Consider the following 20,751-nt stretch of genomic DNA (forward strand, 5'->3'; position numbering starts at 1 on the left):
AAGGCCTATTTCAACTAAAAATAGGCCTTTATAGGTTTAATCAAAACAATTAATCGAATTTATATCTTACAAAGGCTTCCATTGCGGCATAATCTGCCAAACCTAAGGCGTGGTAGCGTTGGGCAGTATCTCTATTACGTTCTTCAACACGCATCCAAAACTCCCTTGCATCATCTCCTTGGAACATAACACCATCTTTTTGTGATTGATGGAAGAATATTGCCATTCTCTTTTTCATTACCTGTCCTGGACTCATTGGAACTGCCATTTCAATGTCATTAATATCCCACTCATGCCATGCACCTCTATATAGCCATAACCAACAATCTTTCATGAACGGTTCTGGTTTTAATCGTTTCATGGATTCAAAAACGGCATCAAGACAAACTTTATGTGTACCGTGTGGATCAGCAAGATCCCCTGCTGCATAGATCTGATGTGGCTTTATCTCGTTGATGAAATCGTACATAATTGTGATATCATCTTCCGATAGGTTTTTCTTTTTGATAGTACCGGTTTCATAGAAAGGTAAATCGAGGAAATGAACATTTTCATCTGGCAAATCCAAGTATCTGGTCGCTGCATGGGATTCACCTCTACGAATGGCTCCTTTTAACTCCCTTACTTCAACAGAATCGAATGCATTCTCACCTTTGTCAAGAATATCCTCAATCAGTTTTCCAGATTTTTTGGTGGGGTTCATATTATTGCAAATTTCAGCGAACTTCAAGGCTTCAGAATCTGATACAGCTATATTACCAGAAGTTTGGTATGCAACATGAACATCATGCCCTTGCTCAACTAGCCTGTCAAAAGTTCCTCCCATAGAAATTACATCATCATCAGGGTGCGGACTGAATATTATCACACGTTTTTTTGCTGGTTCTGCCCTTTCTGGTCTATTGGAGTCATCAGCATTTGGTTTACCGCCTGGCCAACCTGTTATGGTATGTTGCAGCTTATTGAACATTCTTATGTTCAAATCATATGAATCCTCTAAAGTAAGAAGGTCGGACATCCCATTATTATTGTAATCCTTGTCGGTAAGACTTAAAATGGATTTATTGGTTTTTTCACAAAGCCATACCACAGCTTTGGCCGTTAATTGCTTGGTCCATTCACAAGATTCAACAAGCCAAGGCGTCTTATTTCGTGTTAGTTCACTACCTGCACCATTATCTAAAACAAAAGTTACATTACCATGCTCTTGTAGGTAAGTTGCAGGCACTTCTGAAGAAACTCTACCTTCCACGGTCTCTTTAATGATTGATGCTTTGTTGTTACCCCATCCCAGAAGAACAATTCTTTTTGCACTTCTTACCGTAGCTATACCCATGGTTATGGCCTTTCTAGGTACATTACCAATGCCAAGAAAGGCAGGGGCAGCATCAACTCTGGTAATATGGTCAAGAGTTATGATTCTGGTACCTGAATTGTAATGAGAACCTGGCTCGTTGAATCCTATATGACCGGTTCTACCAATACCTAATAATTGAAAATCCAAGCCTCCGAATTTTTTTATTTTTTGGTCATACCCCAAACAATATTCGATGGCATCCTCGCTACCGATTTTACCATCAGGAATGTTTATGTTCTCCGCAGGAATGTCTACATGGTTGAACAAGTGTTCATGCATAAAATACCAATAACTTTGTAAGTTATCCTTGTCCATTGGCAAGTATTCATCCAAGTTGAAGGTCACAACATTTGAAAAGCTAAGACCATCTTCTTTGTGCATTCGAACCAATTCCTCATATACTTTGATTGGTGAAGAACCTGTTGCCAAACCTAAAACACAAGTCTCGTTTTTGGCTTGTTTTTCTTTGATAAGTTCAGCAATTTCTTGAGCCACCCGAATTGAACCTTCATTGGAATCTTTGAAAATTACATTGTGGATTTTCTCAAATCTTGTTTCTTCGAATTGACCAGCCGGCTTATAGCCAATGTTCATTTTAGATTTTTTCTTTGTTGTTTTCATAATAAGTCTCCCGTAGCTATTGGATTATATATATATGTTTTTGCAAATGTAAGTATAATAATTAATAACTGCTGTTTTTTGCTGTTAATATTGCCGTATTTTGCAATTAAGTTTATTTTACTCAATAAAAATTAACAAAAACGGAATAAAACAGCAAATCAAATTCTTTTAGTATCTTTGAAAAATACAACTGAAATTAGTTATGTTAAAAGAAGAAAGACATCAAACAATACTTACGCAAGTTGAACTGCATAATAGAATTTTACTGACCGATATTGCTGAAATATTGGATGTTTCTATTGATACAGCCAGAAGGGATGTCAAAGAATTGGATCAAGAAAACAAATTACGAAAGGTACATGGTGGGGCAATTGCCCTTGGATACACTACTAACAATACTAGAAATCAAAATATATATGCGCTACAGCAGAAAATTAGGATTGCGGAAAAAGCAGCCGAAATTTTAAAGAATGATGGGGTAATTTTTATAGATGGAGGCACTACTTGTCTTGAATTTGCCCGTATTATACCTGGAGATATGCAGCTAACTTGTTTTACACTAAGTCTTCCTGTAGCCATGGAGTTGAATACCAAGCCAAATATTGATGTTATTTTCGTTGGTGGTCAAATTTCTAAAGAAGCACAAATTAGTATAGGTACTTATGCCACAAATATGCTCTCGGAAATCAAAGTTGATTATAGTTTTATAGGTACTGGTTATGTTGATGCTTCATTTGGTTTGACCGATTTTGACTGGGATATTGTACAGGTTAAAAAAGCCATTATAAAGAGCTCAAAAAAAGCGGTACTTTTGTCAATATCTGAAAAATTAAACTCCCAGCACAGATATAAAATCTGCGATATTAATGCCGTTGATACATTGATTACCGAATTGGAGTCAGATGATGATCAATTAAAACTTTTTAGAAACCACGACGTATGTCTTAAATAACTTTATGAGCTATATTAAAATTACTGAAACCCCATCTAATTATGATAATTTGGAACGAATGGATACTTCGTCCATTCTTTTAAAGATGAACAATGAGGACAAGAAAGTGGCGGATGGCGTAGCCGCAGTTATTCCTCAAATAACAAACCTCGTTGATGCCCTTGCTGTAAGATTCATAAGCGGAGGAAGATTGTTTTATATTGGTGCAGGAACGAGTGGAAGGTTAGGTATACTGGATGCTTCTGAAATACCACCTACTTATGGCTTGCCACATGAACGAGTTGTGGGGTTGATCGCTGGAGGGGATACGGCGATAAGAAAGTCTGTAGAACATGCCGAAGATGATGCTGAACAAGCTTGGAAAGATTTACTAAATCACGATATTAACGTAAACGATGTTGTTGTGGGCATAGCTGCATCAGGAACAACACCTTATGTTATTGGCGGTTTGAATGATGCCAAGAAAAAAGGAATTTTGACGGGGGGTATAACCAATAATCCTGGTTCACCCTTGGCTCTTGTCGCTGATATTCCAATAGAGGTTAACGTAGGCCCCGAATTTGTGACGGGAAGTACTCGAATGAAAAGTGGGACTTCGCAAAAACTTGTTCTGAATATGATTTCTACCGCACTAATGATAAAAATTGGAAGAGTAAAAGGAAATAAGATGGTGAATATGCAATTGAGCAATGATAAATTGGTCGACAGAGGAACCAGATATTTGGTAGAAGGTCTCGGAATTTCTTATGAAGAGGCTTCAGAGCTTTTGAAAGAGTACGGCTCAGTTAAAAAAGCATTGGATGCGGCAAGAAAATAGTCTTTCTATTCTGTGATTATTGCAACTTCCTCCAATGTAACCTTTGTTTCCGAGGAATTGCCCCAAGAGTTAAGTATAAAATTCATAACATCGGCAACTTCTTCATCCTCTAGCCCAAGGGGTGCCATTGTATTGTTATAGGTTACCCCATTTACGATCAATTCTCCATCTTGGCCATATTTAATACCTCTTATACTTGCTTCCCTGTTCAGCTTTAAATAATCAGAATTGGCCAATGGTGGAAATGTATGCGCTACACCTTCACCATTAGGCATGTGACAAGTGACACAGAAATCGGCATAGATTTCACTTCCTCTTTCAATACTTTCTTCCAGTTCAGGATCTTGAAAAAATAACATTACAAGACCTAGGACAAGCCCCAAGTAAACTATAGTCAAATACTTCATTAATAATTGATCAATCTTTTGGGACTAATTTATAAATTCCTTTTCCTTCGATAGCAACATAAATCAAACCATCCGGTCCTTGCCGTACATCGCGAACACGACCTAAGTCGCCTAAAAGTTTATCTCGGCCAACAACTTTTGTACCCTCCATTGTTAGGCGTTCTAAATACTGAAAAGACAAAGAACCTACTAAAAGGCTACCCTGCCAATCGCCATATTTATCAGAAGTAAGAAAGGCCATTCCACTGGGTGCTATTGATGGTACCCAATAGTGAATAGGTTGGTTCATACCTTCCATTTCGGTTTTATCGGTTATGGGAGTACCACTATAATTGATACCATAAGTAATAAGCGGCCAACCATAATTTGCGCCTTTTTCAATGATATTTATTTCATCCCCTCCTTTTGGACCATGTTCATGGTCCCAAATTTTTCCTGTTTCTGGGTGTTTTATTAAGCCTTGCGGATTTCTATGACCGTAACTAAAAATTGCTGTTTTGGCATTTTCTGTCCCCACAAAAGGATTATCAGAAGGAATACTGCCATCGTCATTTAGGCGGTAGACCTTACCTCCGTCCTTGGTTATATCCTGTGGGTTAACATCACGTGCTCCTCGTTCTCCAATGGTGAAATAAAGATAGCCGGCATCATCAAATGCTATTCGAGAGCCAAAATGTTGTCCCTTTGTTGTGTTTGGACCTGCTTTGTACAATAACTCATTGTCTGTCAGTGAATTACCATTAAGTTTTGCACGCATTAAAGCAGTATGCCCCCCTTTTTCCTCTCCATCTTCTGAAGCATAGGTGAGATATATCCAACCATTCTTTTCGTAATCAGGGTGTAAAACTATATCAAGTAGTCCGCCCTGGCCTCTGCTATAAACAGCTGGAACATTAGAAATTGTTGTTTTTTCACCATTTTTGAAATGAATAAGTGACCCGGACTTTTCAGTAATCAACATGCTGCCATCTGGAAGAAACGCTATACCCCATGGAATCTGTAGGTCATCGACGAAAAGCTCTGCAGAAAAGGGAAGATTTTCAGGCGTATTCACCTTGTTTTCAACGTCTTGAGCGCAAGAAAAACTAAGCGTTACAACGAATAAATATAGATAGGCGATACTTTTTTTCATAATTTGTCGTTAAAATTAAATATTATATGAAAGGCGTTAAGGCCTAAAGATAAAGAGAAAATATAAGTTTAAACAATTACACTAAAGAATATACTTAATCCCCAATTCAAGGATATTCTTGCCAAAACTGACTTAACCTATGCTCCCAAAAAGCCCACGGCATATTTTGTATGCTCTTCTGCTGGTCTTATTTTCAGCAGTTTGTACTTCGGCTATTGCTAATACTGATTACAACGTATTGGCCGGGATTACTGAAGCCATTTCAAATTCTATTTCTAAAGAAACTTCCAGTTCTGAGAAAAAAGAATCAGACATTGCAAGAAGTGTAAGTAATTCGAAAAACCAAAATCAAGGGAATAGTGCATTGGCGATGCCAATGTTCATGACCATTATTCAGGGAGCTGATGAAGAAGTTGGTTGTACAAATGACGGTAGTACTGTGGCCCGATTTAACTTGTGTGGGGATTCAGATGACCGTGTTGTTTCATTATCGGGTGGTCCATTTGGTTCCGTTTCTTGGGAAATATTAGGAGGTTCATGTTCAGAAGATGTGAATGAGGATTGTCCTGAAACTTTAAATTCTTGTTATACTCAGGTAAGTACAGCTCAAAATTTCACTATTGATGCAAGCACAATACCATCAACAACTGGGGCCGAATTTAGGGTTCGGGTCAACGGTTCTGGAGCATATTATTATTTCAAGGTTAAAAAAAGTACAATAACCCAAACCTATGTAAAAGAAGATTTTATCTGCGGAGTACCAGGGCGTATTCAAATTACCAATCTTTCAAGTGCTTATGAGTTTAATATTACGGGTGGTGTTGGTCCTTGGCAAGGTCCGATTTTTGACAATTTGAGCCCGGGAACCTACAACATTTTAGCCCGTTTACAGAATACACCCAATACTTGTGAGTACCCATACGAACCAATAACAATAGATCAACTTGATATTGATATAGATGTTACTTTCACTGATGCCCAGTGTAGTGGTGATACGGGTACGATAACAGTTGCGGCTAATAACGTTCCAGGGCCTTATAAGTATACTTTGTTGGATTCGAGTGGAGTCGCTCAAGAATTTACGGCATTTATTCCTGACAACCCATACACGTTTTCGGCTGTAGGGTTTGGAACATACATTGTTCAGGTAGAAACACAACAATGTACTGGGGATCCATTGAATGGGATTGACCCTCCTCGTCAGAACGTGGATACAGGAGGAAATCCGATTGTGATAGGAAACGGATTATCTCCACTTGATGCCTCCACTGAGGTAAATAGTAGTTTTGGTTGCTCAACGATTACCGATGTTGATATTACCGTAAATACTTCAGGTGGATCTGCACCTTATACTTTTACCGTGAACGGTGGACCTTCGCAACCTTCTTATGCAGGAACAACGATATATACCGTTACAACGGCCGGTACATATGATTTTTTGATAACAGATAGTAATGGTTGTACGATTACTGCCTCATCAAATGTAGAAGACTTACTTCCACCTGACGTAACGGTCAATGGAATAGATGGTACCTGTTCTAATGGTGGTGCGAAAATCAATTTCAATATTAATGATGCAAGGGGTTATAACCTTTCATTTAGGGTTAGGTCTGCGGACCCTTGGGTGACGACTCCTCAAATCTCAGTACCTGCAATACCAACAGGCACCTTATATGATGAAATAGAAGTGAGGTATCAACAAGGCGGGTTTGAGTGTACAATGACACTGCCGGATGTAACTGTTTCCAGTGTTGGTGCGATTTCAGGTACAGCCATTAAAATAGCCGACAGAACTTGTGATGGCAGCGGTGGTGAAATTGGAGGACAGATAGATTTTGTAGGGCCATTTACAGGCGGTTCGGGAAGTGGATATGTTTTTAGTATTGATGGGTTGAATTTTACAGGAACTACATCATACACAAATTTATCGGCAGGTACATATACACCAATAATCGAAGATGGTGGTGGTTGTAGATTAGAATTGACCCCGATCACGATTGTAGATACGGACCCACCAACGAATTTAGATTTTGCCCAAAGTAATATCAATTGTGCGGCGGGTACATCTGATGTTCAATTAACACCAACTGGCAATTTTGCAATTACGAATTATTCAGTAATTAGTCCGGTTGTAATCAATAATGGAGCGAGTGATACTTTTATAGGTTTAAGTACAAATACTACTTACGTTTTTCAAATTACGGATACAAATAATTGTACGTATACCGAATCTTTTATTCCTGCTCAAATAAGTTCAATTAGAGCACGCGTTAAATCAGGTGGAGATTTAAGGGTTTGTAATGGAGCTGTTGATGGTTCAGGAGCATTCTTGATTGATGGCTTTGCAAACAATTATACCTGGGATATTAATAGTGGTCTTTTTTCAGGAGGCCCGCAATCTACAGGTGAGGTAGTACTACCCGCTTCTGGGGCAGGTACTTATACAATCACTGTTACAGACGCAGATACTGGGTGTACAGATACTGCTTCATTTGATATTCAAGAAGCAGCAGTTTTAACATTGGGAGGGACTGTTACTCCTATGACTTGTGACAATGGAAATATAGGTCGTGTTAGAGCTAATGCAGCTGGAGGTTGGGGAACAAATAGATATACGTTGGAATATCCTTCAGGTATTACTGTTGGACCTAAATCAGGTAGAAATTTTGGTAATTTAACAGAAGCGTCAAGCCCTGGAAATCCATATATATTATCTGTAGAAGATGCAGAAGGTTGTACGGCAACATTCAATTTTGATTTAACACCATTGACTGCTCCTACAGTCAGTCTAGATGCTGGTGCATCAGATTTCTGTTTCGTACCAGGGACAGGAGCTACAATTGCAGTTACTTCCACAGCGGGTTCTGCTCCTTTAGGAAGTCACCAGTATCGTATTAATGGTGGTTCTTTACAGGCTAGTCCAGTATTTACAGGATTGGCACCAGGTACATATTCTATTGAAGTTGAAGATGGAAATTCTTGTAGTGATACAGTAAGCATTACTGTTAGACCTCAATTAAGGGTTTATACAAATGTAGTAACAGAAATACCCTGTGGTGGATCACCAGGGCAAATAAGAGTTTTGGTTGCCGGAGGTTATACTGCAGGTGCAGGTACAAAACAATATGAAGTAAGTTCGGATAACGGTGCAACTTTTTCAGCACCATTTCCGCTAACTTCAACAAACTTTTTACACGATACTACAACACCAGGTGATTATATTTTCAGAGTTGTGGATAATGAAGGTTGTACGGCTGATTCAAGCCCAGTTACTTTAGATCCACCAATTGCAATTGATCCAGCTACTGTGATGGTGACGCCAGCTAGTTGTGGTCAAACGGATAATGGAATAATGGTGATTACACCAGATGCATTAAGTGGGGTCGCACCGTATACTATCAGTTTCGACGGTGGTCCTTATACATCTCAAACAGTATATTCTAACTTAAACGCTGGTCAAACTTATACCTACCAAGTTCGTGATGCTAGAGGCTGTGAAACAATTATAGATTCAGAGACTATTCCAACAGATGTAACCCCCGCGCCAGACGCTACAGTGTCTGAAATAGTGGCAACTTGTAGCGCAGGTATTGTTGAAGGTGGAATTCAAGTTTCATCAGTAGTAGGTGGAACTGCCGATTTTACATATATACTACAAGATCAATTTGGTACTGAACTTTCAACAATTGGTCCAACAGCCAGTATTTCAGAAACATTTACAAATTTAATTCCAGGAATTTATACGGTTGTTACCCTCGATGCTCTGGGATGTAGAGATGAGGATACAGTAACTGTTACCCAATCAACTGTGACGGTGGTTCCTGATCCCGTTGTTCCAGTATGTAATATTGCAGGATTTAGTAACACCATTGAAATATTCGGTGGAACTGGGCCTTTCTTGATACGTCTTGAAAATGATCCATTGCCACCTGTATCTCCAAATTTGCCACCGAGAAGACATACATTTACTGGTCTTCAGTATGGCGTTACTTATACAGTTGAGGTTACTGATACTGCAGGTGATCCTAATCCTGCAAATTGGTGTGTGTATTTAGTGGAAATTCCCCCGGTAGATGGGCCAGGATTGGACGTAACTGCTGTATCAACACCAGGTTTCTGTGATGTAAACAGAAATGGGGAAATAACATATACAGTAACAGGATTCGCTCCAGGCGATAACATACAAATAGATTTATTAAACAATGACGACGGATCAATCACTCCGATTGAAACAATATCTCCGGGTGCTGATCCCTATGCAAATACTTATTTAACCTTACCAGGTGATTACCAAATCATTGTAACCAATTTAACAGATACTTGTACAGATGCCACAGGAATAATAATAGATCAAAACTTGCCATCTATTGACATTTTGAATTTGACACCAGCGAATTGTAATGCCAATGGTTCAATTACTGTTCAAGGAAATGGAGGAGCTGGAGGACCATATACGTTTGCGTTTATGGATGCCGGAACCCCACCAACGCCAGGTGATTATGATACAGTCACAACCTTTTTTGGGCCTCCAGGAAATTATGACGTTTATGTTCAGGATAATAGCGGTTGTACTTCGTTTGCAATAGCTGAAATTATCCCATTGGATCCACCATTACCTGTACCAGATATAGCAGTGGACAACCAGTGTGATGTATCCGCTCCTCTATTTGATATTACTGTAAGTATGCCATTAACTGTTGATACCCCTAGGTTTACTTTAGGAGGTGTTACATTAACAACCAATCCAGCTACGTTCCAAGTAAGTAGCCCTGGTAGTTATATAGTAGATGTAGTTGATGCTGATGGCTGTACTAGTCAAGGTACGGCTGACGTTTACGATTTTTTATCAGCTTCTGGAAGTTTTACCACAGAGACAACATGTAACAACAATGATGGTGAAATTACAATTTACCCTGTCGGAGGTAGTGGTGATTTTGATTTTGACTTAACAGGTAACGATCATTTAGGAAATCCTGTTACAATTTCACAAACAAACGACCCTGTTTTTTCCAATATGCTTCCAGGTACTTATCAAGTTCTTGTGACTGATAACTTGGTGACTGATGGTGTTAGTAATTGTACATTTATAGTAAGTAATATCACTTTGGATGCTGCTATTGTACCTGTAATATTACCTACAGTTCCTCAAGATGTCACTTGTAATGGGGATAGTGATGGTAGTATTGACATTGTTTTACAAGGAGGAACTGATGCGGATAGTCCTATAAGTTATCAATTGGTTGATTTTGTTTCTAGGGCTCCTATAGCAAATAACAATTCAGGTTCATTCCCTAATTTAAGTCCCGGCAGCTATGAAGTTGAAGTTCTTTCTGCCAGAAATTGTTCGGCCTTATCAGGTGAATTGGTTGTAGGGGAGCCAGCGGCATTCTCAATAAACGCAAGTGCCCCTCCATTCGCATGTGAATCTGGTGCAAATAGATATAGTTCAACAATAATAACTGTTGGTATCGTTGATCCAGGTACTGTTGGCAGTGGTTATCAATATAGTATAACAGGTTTTTCTAATTATCAAACTTCAAATACGTTTGAAGTTGTGGACAATGGTGCCACTCAAAATATTACAGTATATGCTATTGACGGTAATGGCTGTCAATCAACGTTTGTCTTACCAGCTCTAACCCCTCCAACTGGAGTAACTTCAGCAATTATAGAGAATGACCTATTAAACTGTACGGATGATGAGCGCGTAAGAATCGAAGTAACTGGTACTTCTGATTTCACAGTCACCACTGTATCTGCAGTTCCTGTGGCACCCGTAACAAATGCTGTTGGAGTTTCTTATGTTGATGTTTATTTGCCAGCAACAGGTGATTATATTTTTGAAATAAACGACAATTCTGGCGGTTGTATATATCCTATGCCAGTACATACGGTAATTGACCCTATAGATCCTACAGTTGTAATTAGTGAGGCAAAAGCAGTGTCTTGTTTTGTGCCTGGTGATGATGGCGAAATGTTCATTGAAGTTACTGATTATATCGGGGTATATACCTATAATGTCTATAGTAGCAGTGACCCAACAAAAACAACAATTTTAGCCACAGGTAGTTTTGACACCAATAATTTCCCAGATATTAACGGTGACCCCGCTCGAATCACGGGTCTTACAGGAGGTAATTTTTTCGTGGAGGTAATATCAGATGCTGTCCCATTTTGTACAGGAGATAGTAATTCTGCTACAATACGAACGCCTAATGGAGCCTTACAAGTAGATGCTATAGAAATAGGAAATACGGGTTGTAATGATGATACAGGAAAAATTGAGGCAACCGGTCAAGGTGGTTGGGATGGTTCAGCCTATGAGTATAGACTATTGGTCAGTTCGGATGGTGGTATTACCTATCCAACAGAGGTAGTAGCATTCTCAAACACCAATGAATTTGATACATTGCCAAGTGGAGATTATCAGGTTGAGATTAGAGATGTTGAAGGGTGTACGGATACTTTTGAAATAAATCTACCCCCTGTACTACAAATTGATGCTGGAATTCGTGAGCCTTTGGCTTTACAATGTCCTGGAGGTAACAATGCGGTTTTAGAGGCTTATGATCCAACAACAGGAGATGCCTCAACTGCAATAGCTGGTGCCACTGGTGGTTATCCAGGTGCTGGTTATAATTATCGATTATTGTATTTGAACAGTAATAACAATACTGATATAACTTCTACAAGTGGTTTACAGAATACCCCAACTTTTGTTGGTGCCAGTGGTGGGTTTATCAGTGAAGGTTGGTATGCCATAGAAGTTTCATCAAGTTTTGATTGTTTGTTCGTGACTGAGGCATATTATGTTGATCCTCCGCCACCAGTTGAACCTAAGCTGGTACAGACCCGTGTTCCTGGTTGTGGTGGTCTTGGTGAAATGCGATTGACAATAGAAAACCCAGACCCGTTGTTTACCTATGAATATCTTGCTTTGGAGAATGGTGTTACAATAGGTACATATACAGATATGACTGGTACATCGCAGTTGTTCCCGGGTAATTCAGGAATTACCTATCAATTTGATGTAAGAAAGAAAAACGCTCTGAACGTCTGTCCTGCAGTAACTTCGAATGGTATTACTATGACTGATGCTTCCGGTTTGTCTTTATTGCCAAACTCACCAGTGGATCCCATTTCTTGTGCGTCTGAACTGGATGGAAGAATAGAGTCATTTACCAATGGTGGTGTTGGGAACAATGTTTTCACACTTTATATAGGTCAGCCAACAGATGGTTTTAACCCTGGTACTGCCACTGTATTTAGAGGATCTCAAGACCACGGTACATTCGAGGGTCTTCCTGAAGGTACTGATTATTGGGTAGGGGTTACCAGTGGTGTGACTTGTGAGGCTATCGATGGTCCATTCTCAGTAATTCGACCAGAGCCCATTCTTTTTACTTCAGATGCGGCACCGGTTACATGTAACGGACAGGAAGATGGTTCTATAACTTTAGAAGTAACTAGTGGTGGCGTAGGATTGATTCAGTTTGCGATAGAACCACATTTCAACGAATTTTTTAGTGATCCTTTAACGCCTGGCGTATATACATTTGAAGACTTGGCGGCCGGCGACTATGAGGTTTTGATTCAGGATGAGAATGGTTGTTTTGAGAAAGATGTACTTACGGTCAGTGAACCAGATGAGGTGACAATTACAAATGTTTCCACGACGCCAGAAACTTGTATAGGTTTCGCTGATGGGACGGCACAACTAACTGTAACCGGAGGAACACCATTTGTAGATCCAATTACCTCGGCAACGTATTATGAGACTATGTTGATTGGTCCCAACTCTGACGGTAGTGAGGTATTTGTTAGAAATGACAACTTGTTTTTTGATAATCTTATTGGAGGTGAAACATATATTGTGTTTGTTCAAGATGCTTATTTATGTGGGGACGATGAATTGATTCCAATAATGATCGGTGTGGATTTAACAGCCGAAGCTCCTGTACAATATGGTTGTGAAGGCATATTTCCGAATAGTACTGTGAATGTTGAAATGCAGGATACCAGTTTACTCCCTAGGTTATTGTTTTCTTTGGATGTAGATGATATTTCACTTGCGGATACAGAAACAACATGGGGTGATTTACCGCCAGGAGATCACACAATTTATATTTACCATGAGAATGGATGTAATAATTCCGTCGACTTCACGATTGATCCTTATGACCCGTTAACCATAAGTGCAGTGAAAACTGGACCTAACGAATTGACTGCTTCTGCAGCGGGCGGATATGGCGGATATGAGTATTTCTTCCAAGGTGAATCCTATGGTAGTGAAACTATCTACACAACTAATGAAAGTACAACTGTTACTGTTCGTGTGGTGGATCAAAATGGATGTGTGGCAGAAGTAAGGGTTCCATTTGAATTTACTGGTATGTTAGAGATACCTAATTTCTTCACTCCCGATGGTGACAACGAAAACGACGTGTGGTCTCCAAAGAATAGGGATTTCTTCCCAAATATAGAGGTGAAAATCTATGACCGTTATGGGCGGGTAGTTGCCATTTTGGACCAGGTTAAAAACTGGGATGGAAATTATGATGGAAGCCCTGTTCCAACGGGTGATTATTGGTATGTTGTAAATGCAAACGACAAAAGTCAAATCAGATATGTTGGGCATTTTACCCTCTATAGATAATTAAGAATTAACAATTTAAAAAACCGATGTAGATTCGTTCTCATCGGTTTTTTAATTCTATCTTCATTTCAAATTCTTAATTATTAAATCATTTATGGTTCGGAGCTTATTACTCGTATTTTGTTTAGTTGGTCTCAATGAGTGTTTGGCTCAAAAAGAACCAATACTAATAGAGGGCAAATTGGAAACAAAGGTTTCCGAGACCTTTAATTATTACCTGTACTTTCCTGAAGATTATGAAAAAAAGAATCAAGAGAAGTTTCCACTGCTATTGTTTCTTCATGGGGGAGGTGAATCAGGTGAAAGCTTGGATATGATGAATAAAAATGGCCCACCAAAACTTATTAAAGACGGTAAAGATTTTCCATTTTTAATATTGGCCCCTCAAAACCCTCATAAGAAGAAGTGGTGGAATACAAGAGCAGTCATACAATTATTGGACTCTGTTGTGGCCCATAATCGTGTTGATGTTAAAAGAATTTATTTGACAGGATTGAGCAGGGGAGGGGGCGCAGTTTGGGAAATGGCCGTACAGTACCCAAGTAAATTTGCCGCTATGGCCGTTGTTTGCGGTATGGCGCCATTACCTTATGCTAACTGGATTAATAAAAAATTGCCAATATGGGTCTTTCATGGGGATCAGGATAAGGTAATTCCCATTTCTGAATCTACTAACATGGTAGATAAGTTAAGACATATGGGATACAAGGTGGAGTTTACGATTTATGAGGGAGTAGGCCATAATTCATGGGAGAATGCCTATGATACGGAAGAGTTGTATACTTGGTTTATGAAGCAAAAACAACAATAAGAGATGAGTTATAAGATGTATGTTTTTCATAGTCTAATGACAATTTAGTGTAGATCACTGCTACTTTTTATTTTTAATTTTATTGGTATTAAAAAATTAGCTGCAATGAGAAATAAAGTGCTTGGTGTTGGGTTGTTGACCCTATTGATAATTGGGCTGTGTATAGGTTGTGCTGGCAAGCAGTTTCCTCCAGATGATAATGAATACTCAGATCAGATTAGATTAAACCAAATTGGTTATTACCCTAATGCAGTTAAAAAAGCAGTTATTGTTGAGGTAAAAGGAGCAACTGATTTTAGTATAGTGGATAGGAAAACGATGTATTCTGTTTTTGAAGGAAAATTATCAGAGCAAATTTCATGGGAGCTTTCAGGGGAGAAAGTGCAAATAGCAAATTTTAGTGACTTAACCAAGACAGGTAAATACATTTTGTATATAGATTGTTTAGGTTATTCCTATCCTTTCGAAATAAGAAATAATGTGCTTGACCAAGTTTTTTTAGGTTCGGTGAAAGCAATGTATTATCAAAGAATGAGCACCCCTTTAGAGGAGGAATTTGCAGGTAAATGGCATAGACCAATGGCACATCCTGATGATAATGTTTCTTATCATCCTTCAAGCGGCAGGAATGAAGGTTTTTTAAATTCTCCAGGAGGTTGGTATGATGCAGGAGACTATAACAAATATGTAGTTAATGGTAGCTTTCCTTTGGGGCAATTTTTGTCTTTTCATGAACAATACCCAAATACTTTAAAAGATAATAGTCTAAATATTCCAGAGAGTGGAAACGGTACAAGTGACTATTTGGATGAACTCAAATATGAGATGGATTGGTTATTGACCATGCAGGATGATGATGGAGGCCTCTTTCATAAATTAACCGCATTGAACTTTCAGGGAATGGTGATGCCACATGAGGCAACTGCAAAACGTTATGTTGTTGGGAAAGGCACCGCAGCTTCCCTTGATTTCTCTGCTTGTGCGGCAAAAGCCTATAGGGTTTTTAAGGAGATTGACGCTAATTATGCCCATAAGTGTTTAGAAGCCTCGAAGAGAGCATATGCATGGGCTTTAGAAAATCCGGATGTGGAATATTTAAACCCTGAAATTGTATCCACAGGGCAATATGGGGACAAAGATTTTCTCGATGAATGGTTTTGGGCAAATGCTGAACTTTATATTTCAACAGGAGAGAATGAATATTTAAAAAAGCTAACTGAAAGCGATTTTAATTTTGAATTTGTACCAGGTGATAACTGGACTAAATTCATGCGATTTATGGGAATGTTCGCGCTATTGGACAATAAGGAAACCTTATCATCTCAGATTTTTGAAAGCCTTAAAAAAGGAATTATATTGGAAGCAGATAAACTCGTGGAACGAAGTAATTCTTTGGCGTATTTTCAACCACTTGATGATTTTCAATGGGGGTCAAATAGTGATGTCTTGAATGCTGCTATAATTATCGCGAATGCATATAGGTTGAACCCCAAACCAGATTATTTAATTGCCGTACAACAAGCAGCGGATTATGTTTTGGGAGCGAATGCAACAGGTTTTAGTTTTGTAACGGGGTATGGTCATAAAACGCCCATGTTTATTCATCATAGGCAAAGTGAAGCAGACGGTATAGACGAGCCAATACCAGGGTTAATAGCGGGTGGTCCAAATTTTGGTAAGCAAGATGTGGCAGACGGAGTTGTTTATCCTGAAAATGCACCGCCAATGAAAAGTTGGGTTGATCAAGAACCCAGTTATGCGAGTAATGAGATTTGTATTAATTGGAATTCTCCATTGTCCTATATACTTGGGTTTTTGGAAAATGAATCAAAATAAGAAGTAATGGTAAGTTCAGTAAGAGTTAAGTTGTTTTTTATTTCATTTCTGATATTTGGTTTTTCAGGTGTAATTAAGGCTTCATCAGAAAATAATGAAGACCCAGTTAATCCTAAAAAAAAGAAACCTAGGAATGTCATTTTTATACTAACTGATGACCATAGGTACGATTATATGGGGTTTACCGGCAAAGTTCCTTGGTTAGAAACACCTAACATGGATAAATTGGCTCAAGAGGGAGCTTATTTGCCCAATACATTTGTAACAACATCACTTTGTTCACCTAGTAGGGCATCTATCTTAACTGGTCAATATTCACATTCACATACCATAGTGGATAATCAAGCTCCAGACCCAGGTGATTTGACCTATTTTCCTGAATATTTGGAAAAATCAGGCTATCAAACAGGTTTTTTTGGTAAATGGCATATGGGAAGTCATGGTGATGAACCGCAACCCGGTTTTACCCATTGGGAAAGTTTTCCCGGTCAAGGGGTCTATTACAATCCAACTTTGAATATCAATGGGGAAAGGGTTTCTTATAAGGATTCCACTTATATTACAGATTTACTTACGGAGCATACAATTGATTGGTTAAAAAAAAGAGATAAGGACAAGCCATTTTTTGCTTACTTATCCCATAAAGCAGTTCATGCCGGCTTTAAACCTGCACGCAGACATAAAGGAAAGTATAAAGGTAAACGTATTGCATTGCCCGCAACTTATGACCAAACGAAAACGGGGGCATATAGAGATTTAAAATGGCCACAATGGGTTGCTGACCAGCGCATTAGTTGGCATGGAGTGGATTATATGTACCATGATAACAGGGATATTCATGAAATGGTTGTTGATTATTGCGAAACACTTTTAGGAGTTGATGAGAGTGTGGGAGCCATCATGGATTATTTAAAGAAGGAAGGCCTGGATGAGTCCACAATGGTAATTTACATGGGTGACAATGGGTTTAGTTGGGGTGAACATGGGTTGATAGATAAACGACATTTTTATGAAGAATCGGTAAAAGTGCCTTTATTAGTGAGATGTCCAGAATTGTTTGATGGTGGAGGTACTCCTGCTCAAATGGTTCAAAACATTGATATTGCACCAACTATTTTGGCCGAAGCGGGTATTGAAAAGCCAAAGAATATGCCGGGTGTTTCATTTACTCCTATTTTAACAGGCGAGGATAACATGAAAATTCGTAAAGAGGTTTTTTATGAATACTACTGGGAGTATGATTTTCCAATGACGCCCACCGTTTTTGGCATGCGAACAGATCAATACAAATACATAAAATATCACGGTATTTGGGATCGGAATGAACTTTACGATCTTAAAAATGACCCCGATGAAATGTACAACCTCATTGCGGATCCAGACAAGCAAGATATTGCAAAATCAATGTCTACAGCCATCTATGATTGGATGCAGGAAACTAATGGTATGAATATTCCGTTAAAAAGAACGGTCAAATACCGTTTTGGAGATTACAAGCACAAAAATGAGCATTAATAGCAAATCAATGTCGTAAAATTCTTTACTACTAATTAACCTGTATCAATTGCAGATAATTACTGTTTTTGGTGACCAATAGATGATCTTGTCCATTAATTGAAATTTTGGACATGTCCTTTACATCACCCGGAGCATAGAAACCACTTTCTAAAGCTCGAATAGGCTTAAAGGTCCCATCGCCTTTTCCTTTTAAGAAAAGACCGTTAGAAGCATCGTTTCGAGGAGTTTCAACCTCTGAACTATAAAGGTTTTCTACTACATCTACATCCAAAATAGCAAATAGGTTAAAATCTAACAGGGTAAACGGAGTGTTATAGAAAAATCTTACTCCAGTGAGGGGCTAAGCCCTTTAAATTGTTAGGAATCTTGTTTTTGTTTTTTGCATACAATGACAATCTTACTTTCTTTGTAATCCTTTGTGAAAAACAAAAAAGAATCTCCCCCATCTTTAATTTTTGATTTTCGTCTTATCTGGGCTACACTTTCAGGGAAGTTTCTACATGTGATATTGGCCTTAGCTCCGGAAAAACCCCTTAAGTTCTTTTTGTGGTACTTAAGTATCTCTAGAATTTTAAATGTTCTTCCTGGGAACTGGATCAGTTTATTTGATGTATATAAGTGAGAGTGTTCATGGAGTTTGCTTATTTTGAAATCATTTGAAAGCAACTTGAACGCTCCTGATTTTAGGATAGCGACATTTGGCTCGTATAGATAATTCAGGGGTTTTTCTGTAGACAGTGAAGTATTCTTTTCTTCTGACCAATTGAAATCATACCTTTCTTCCAATTCTTTTTTTAGATTGATTGTGTGAATTCTAACCTCGCCTAAATAATCATGTTGTAGCACCCAAAGCAGTTCTTTAACCTCATTGTTCAAAGCCACAATGTGCACTTCTTTGACATTCTTGAGCTGTTTTAGTCCGTTTGAGATGTCTAAAAGGGGAGATGTTTTGATCAATATGTTTTTAGATTTTTCAAAACAAAGCGGAAGGTGTTCAATAATATTGGGGGTGCAATCGGACAAAAGAAATACCTTTCCTTTGCTTTCTGACCTTCGAGAAGGGTCTAGATAAATCCATTCAAAAGAGGCATTTGATTGCTCTAGAAAATCAATCCCGTTAGCTGTTTTTGTTAATATGTTTTCTACACCTAAAATAGCATAATTGTGAGTCACTATTTCAGATAGATTCCTGTTGATTTCGCAATGAAAAACCTGCTCAATTTTTTTACTGAAAAAATAAGAATCAACACCAAACCCTCCAGTAAGATCCACAAGCGATTTGCCCTTGATAATTCTCGATTTGTATTCGGCCGTAATCTCCGAAGAGCATTGCTCAATATTTAGCTTGTTTGGGTAGTAAATGTTTTTGTTATTGAACCAAGTGGGTAGTTTTTTTTGGGACTTTAATTTGGCTTCAATCTGCTCGGTCAGTTCTTTTTGAGTAACATGTTCAAATATTGGTTTTTTGAACAATACTGACATGATGTCAGTATTTAAATGTTTTGTTATAAAATCCTGTACACCAGTATTTAATATGTATTTATTCAAAGTATTTCTATAAATTCTTGGTTAATGATTTTACAATCTTATTATCGGCCAAAAATTCTTTCAATATTACCTTTATTGCAGTATATCCGGGTACGGCAATAATCATTCCTGTGATGCCAAAAAGAAGTCCGCCAATGATGATTACCAGAAAGATTTCCAATGGATGGGATTTAACACTATTGGAAAAAATAAACGGTTGGGAAAAGAAATTATCAACCAATTGACCTATGACGAATCCAATCATAACATAGATGGTTTTTGGCAATATTACCGTGCTAAAATCATACCCTAAATTACTCGTCATTGTCAATGTCATCATGAGTACTCCTCCAATGATAGGTCCCACGTACGGAATCAAATTTAGAAGGGCGCATAAGAAGGCGATTACAATCGCATTTTCGATACCAAAAATAAAAAGTACAGTAGAGTATATGATGAACAAAATTAAGATTTGCAAGACCAAACCTAGAAAGTATCTTGAGAGTAGGTCTTTTATAGTATTTATAGATTTCTTTAGGCGACTCTCCTTGTTGTCTGGAATGAACACCAAAAGGCCTTCTTCGAAAAGTTTGCTGTCTTTTAAGAAGAAAAAAGCGATGAAAAGTACTGAAAACAAACCTATGCTCAAGCTACCCAAAACGCCAACAAAAGAATTGAGGAAGTTAGGAATAAAACCAAAATCCAAATTTGCAAAGATTTCGGAGCCTTTTATCCCTTGCTCAATCTCCATAGAACTTAGACTAAAGTACTCGGTAACCTGGCGATAAAGATTTTCGACATTCGCCTGTAGGGCATCAATATTTAGAAGTGATAGGTTTTGGCCCTGCGAAACTAAAAGCGGAATGAAAAGCGCAATTATTCCTGCGATAATACCAATAAGCAGAATCATTGTTGCGATTACAGCTATGGTATTGTTGAATTTAAGTCTTCTTCGTAAAAATAGGACTATGGGCCTGCCTAAGAGCGAAGCTACTGCTGCAATCGCCAAATAAGCCAATACTGACTGAATTTTATATAAAAACAGCAGTAATAGGGCAATGCCAACGAGAATGGCGATAGCTCTTAAAATACCTTCTGAAATTGTTTTAGAGTTCAT

At 38.3% G+C, this 20,751-nt stretch carries 12 protein-coding genes; 6 read left to right on the plus strand and 6 right to left on the minus strand.

Annotated elements, in window-relative coordinates; all coding sequences use genetic code 11:
• Positions 1–49 precede the first annotated feature (49 nt).
• Entirely contained in the window at positions 50–1,978 is a 1,929-nt protein-coding gene (gene nagB, locus FB2170_RS10850) for a glucosamine-6-phosphate deaminase (RefSeq protein WP_013306602.1), read from the minus strand.
• Between the two features lie 202 nt (positions 1,979–2,180).
• On the opposite strand from nagB, the gene FB2170_RS10855 reads away from it, so the two are divergent.
• Together FB2170_RS10855 and murQ are read left to right on the plus strand one after the other, a co-directional pair.
• Entirely contained in the window at positions 2,181–2,930 is a 750-nt protein-coding gene (locus FB2170_RS10855) for a DeoR/GlpR family DNA-binding transcription regulator (protein WP_013306603.1), read from the plus strand.
• Between the two features lie 4 nt (positions 2,931–2,934).
• Entirely contained in the window at positions 2,935–3,747 is an 813-nt protein-coding gene (murQ, locus tag FB2170_RS10860) for an N-acetylmuramic acid 6-phosphate etherase (RefSeq protein ID WP_013306604.1), read from the plus strand.
• A gap of 5 nt (positions 3,748–3,752) precedes the next feature.
• Here the strand turns inward: murQ and FB2170_RS10865 are convergent, their stop codons facing one another.
• On the minus strand, positions 3,753–4,154 hold the full coding sequence (locus FB2170_RS10865; RefSeq protein WP_148232094.1) for a c-type cytochrome: 402 nt from the start codon (positions 4,152–4,154) through the stop codon (positions 3,753–3,755).
• 10 nt (positions 4,155–4,164) lie between these two features.
• A complete protein-coding gene (locus FB2170_RS10870; protein ID WP_013306606.1) occupies positions 4,165–5,286 on the minus strand; it encodes a PQQ-dependent sugar dehydrogenase in 1,122 nt (373 codons plus the stop codon).
• Between the two features lie 139 nt (positions 5,287–5,425).
• On the opposite strand from FB2170_RS10870, the gene FB2170_RS10875 reads away from it, so the two are divergent.
• The 4 genes from FB2170_RS10875 (at position 5,426) to FB2170_RS10890 (ending at position 18,104) form a co-directional block, all read left to right on the plus strand.
• The gene (locus FB2170_RS10875; protein ID WP_013306607.1) at positions 5,426–13,942 is read left to right on the plus strand and encodes a T9SS type B sorting domain-containing protein; all 8,517 of its coding nucleotides are present in this window, start codon (positions 5,426–5,428) and stop codon (positions 13,940–13,942) included.
• 181 nt (positions 13,943–14,123) lie between these two features.
• On the plus strand, positions 14,124–14,753 hold the full coding sequence (locus FB2170_RS10880; RefSeq protein ID WP_237701129.1) for a prolyl oligopeptidase family serine peptidase: 630 nt from the start codon (positions 14,124–14,126) through the stop codon (positions 14,751–14,753).
• Positions 14,754–14,858: 105 nt separating this feature from the next.
• Positions 14,859–16,589 carry a glycoside hydrolase family 9 protein gene (locus tag FB2170_RS10885; protein ID WP_013306609.1) on the plus strand — a complete coding sequence of 577 codons (1,731 nt, stop codon included), beginning with the start codon at positions 14,859–14,861 and terminating at the stop codon, positions 16,587–16,589.
• A gap of 6 nt (positions 16,590–16,595) precedes the next feature.
• Complete coding sequence (locus tag FB2170_RS10890; protein WP_013306610.1) at positions 16,596–18,104, plus strand: sulfatase; 1,509 nt, start codon at positions 16,596–16,598, stop codon at positions 18,102–18,104.
• 31 nt (positions 18,105–18,135) lie between these two features.
• Here the strand turns inward: FB2170_RS10890 and FB2170_RS10895 are convergent, their stop codons facing one another.
• The 3 genes from FB2170_RS10895 to FB2170_RS10905 form a co-directional block, all read right to left on the minus strand.
• A complete protein-coding gene (locus tag FB2170_RS10895; protein ID WP_013306611.1) occupies positions 18,136–18,378 on the minus strand; it encodes a hypothetical protein in 243 nt (80 codons plus the stop codon).
• A gap of 86 nt (positions 18,379–18,464) precedes the next feature.
• Entirely contained in the window at positions 18,465–19,589 is a 1,125-nt protein-coding gene (locus FB2170_RS10900) for a THUMP-like domain-containing protein (protein WP_013306612.1), read from the minus strand.
• Positions 19,590–19,662: 73 nt separating this feature from the next.
• On the minus strand, positions 19,663–20,751 hold the full coding sequence (locus FB2170_RS10905) for an AI-2E family transporter (RefSeq protein ID WP_013306613.1): 1,089 nt from the start codon (positions 20,749–20,751) through the stop codon (positions 19,663–19,665).

The sequence above is a fragment of the Maribacter sp. HTCC2170 genome, assembly GCF_000153165.2.
Lineage (GTDB): Bacteria > Bacteroidota > Bacteroidia > Flavobacteriales > Flavobacteriaceae > Maribacter_A.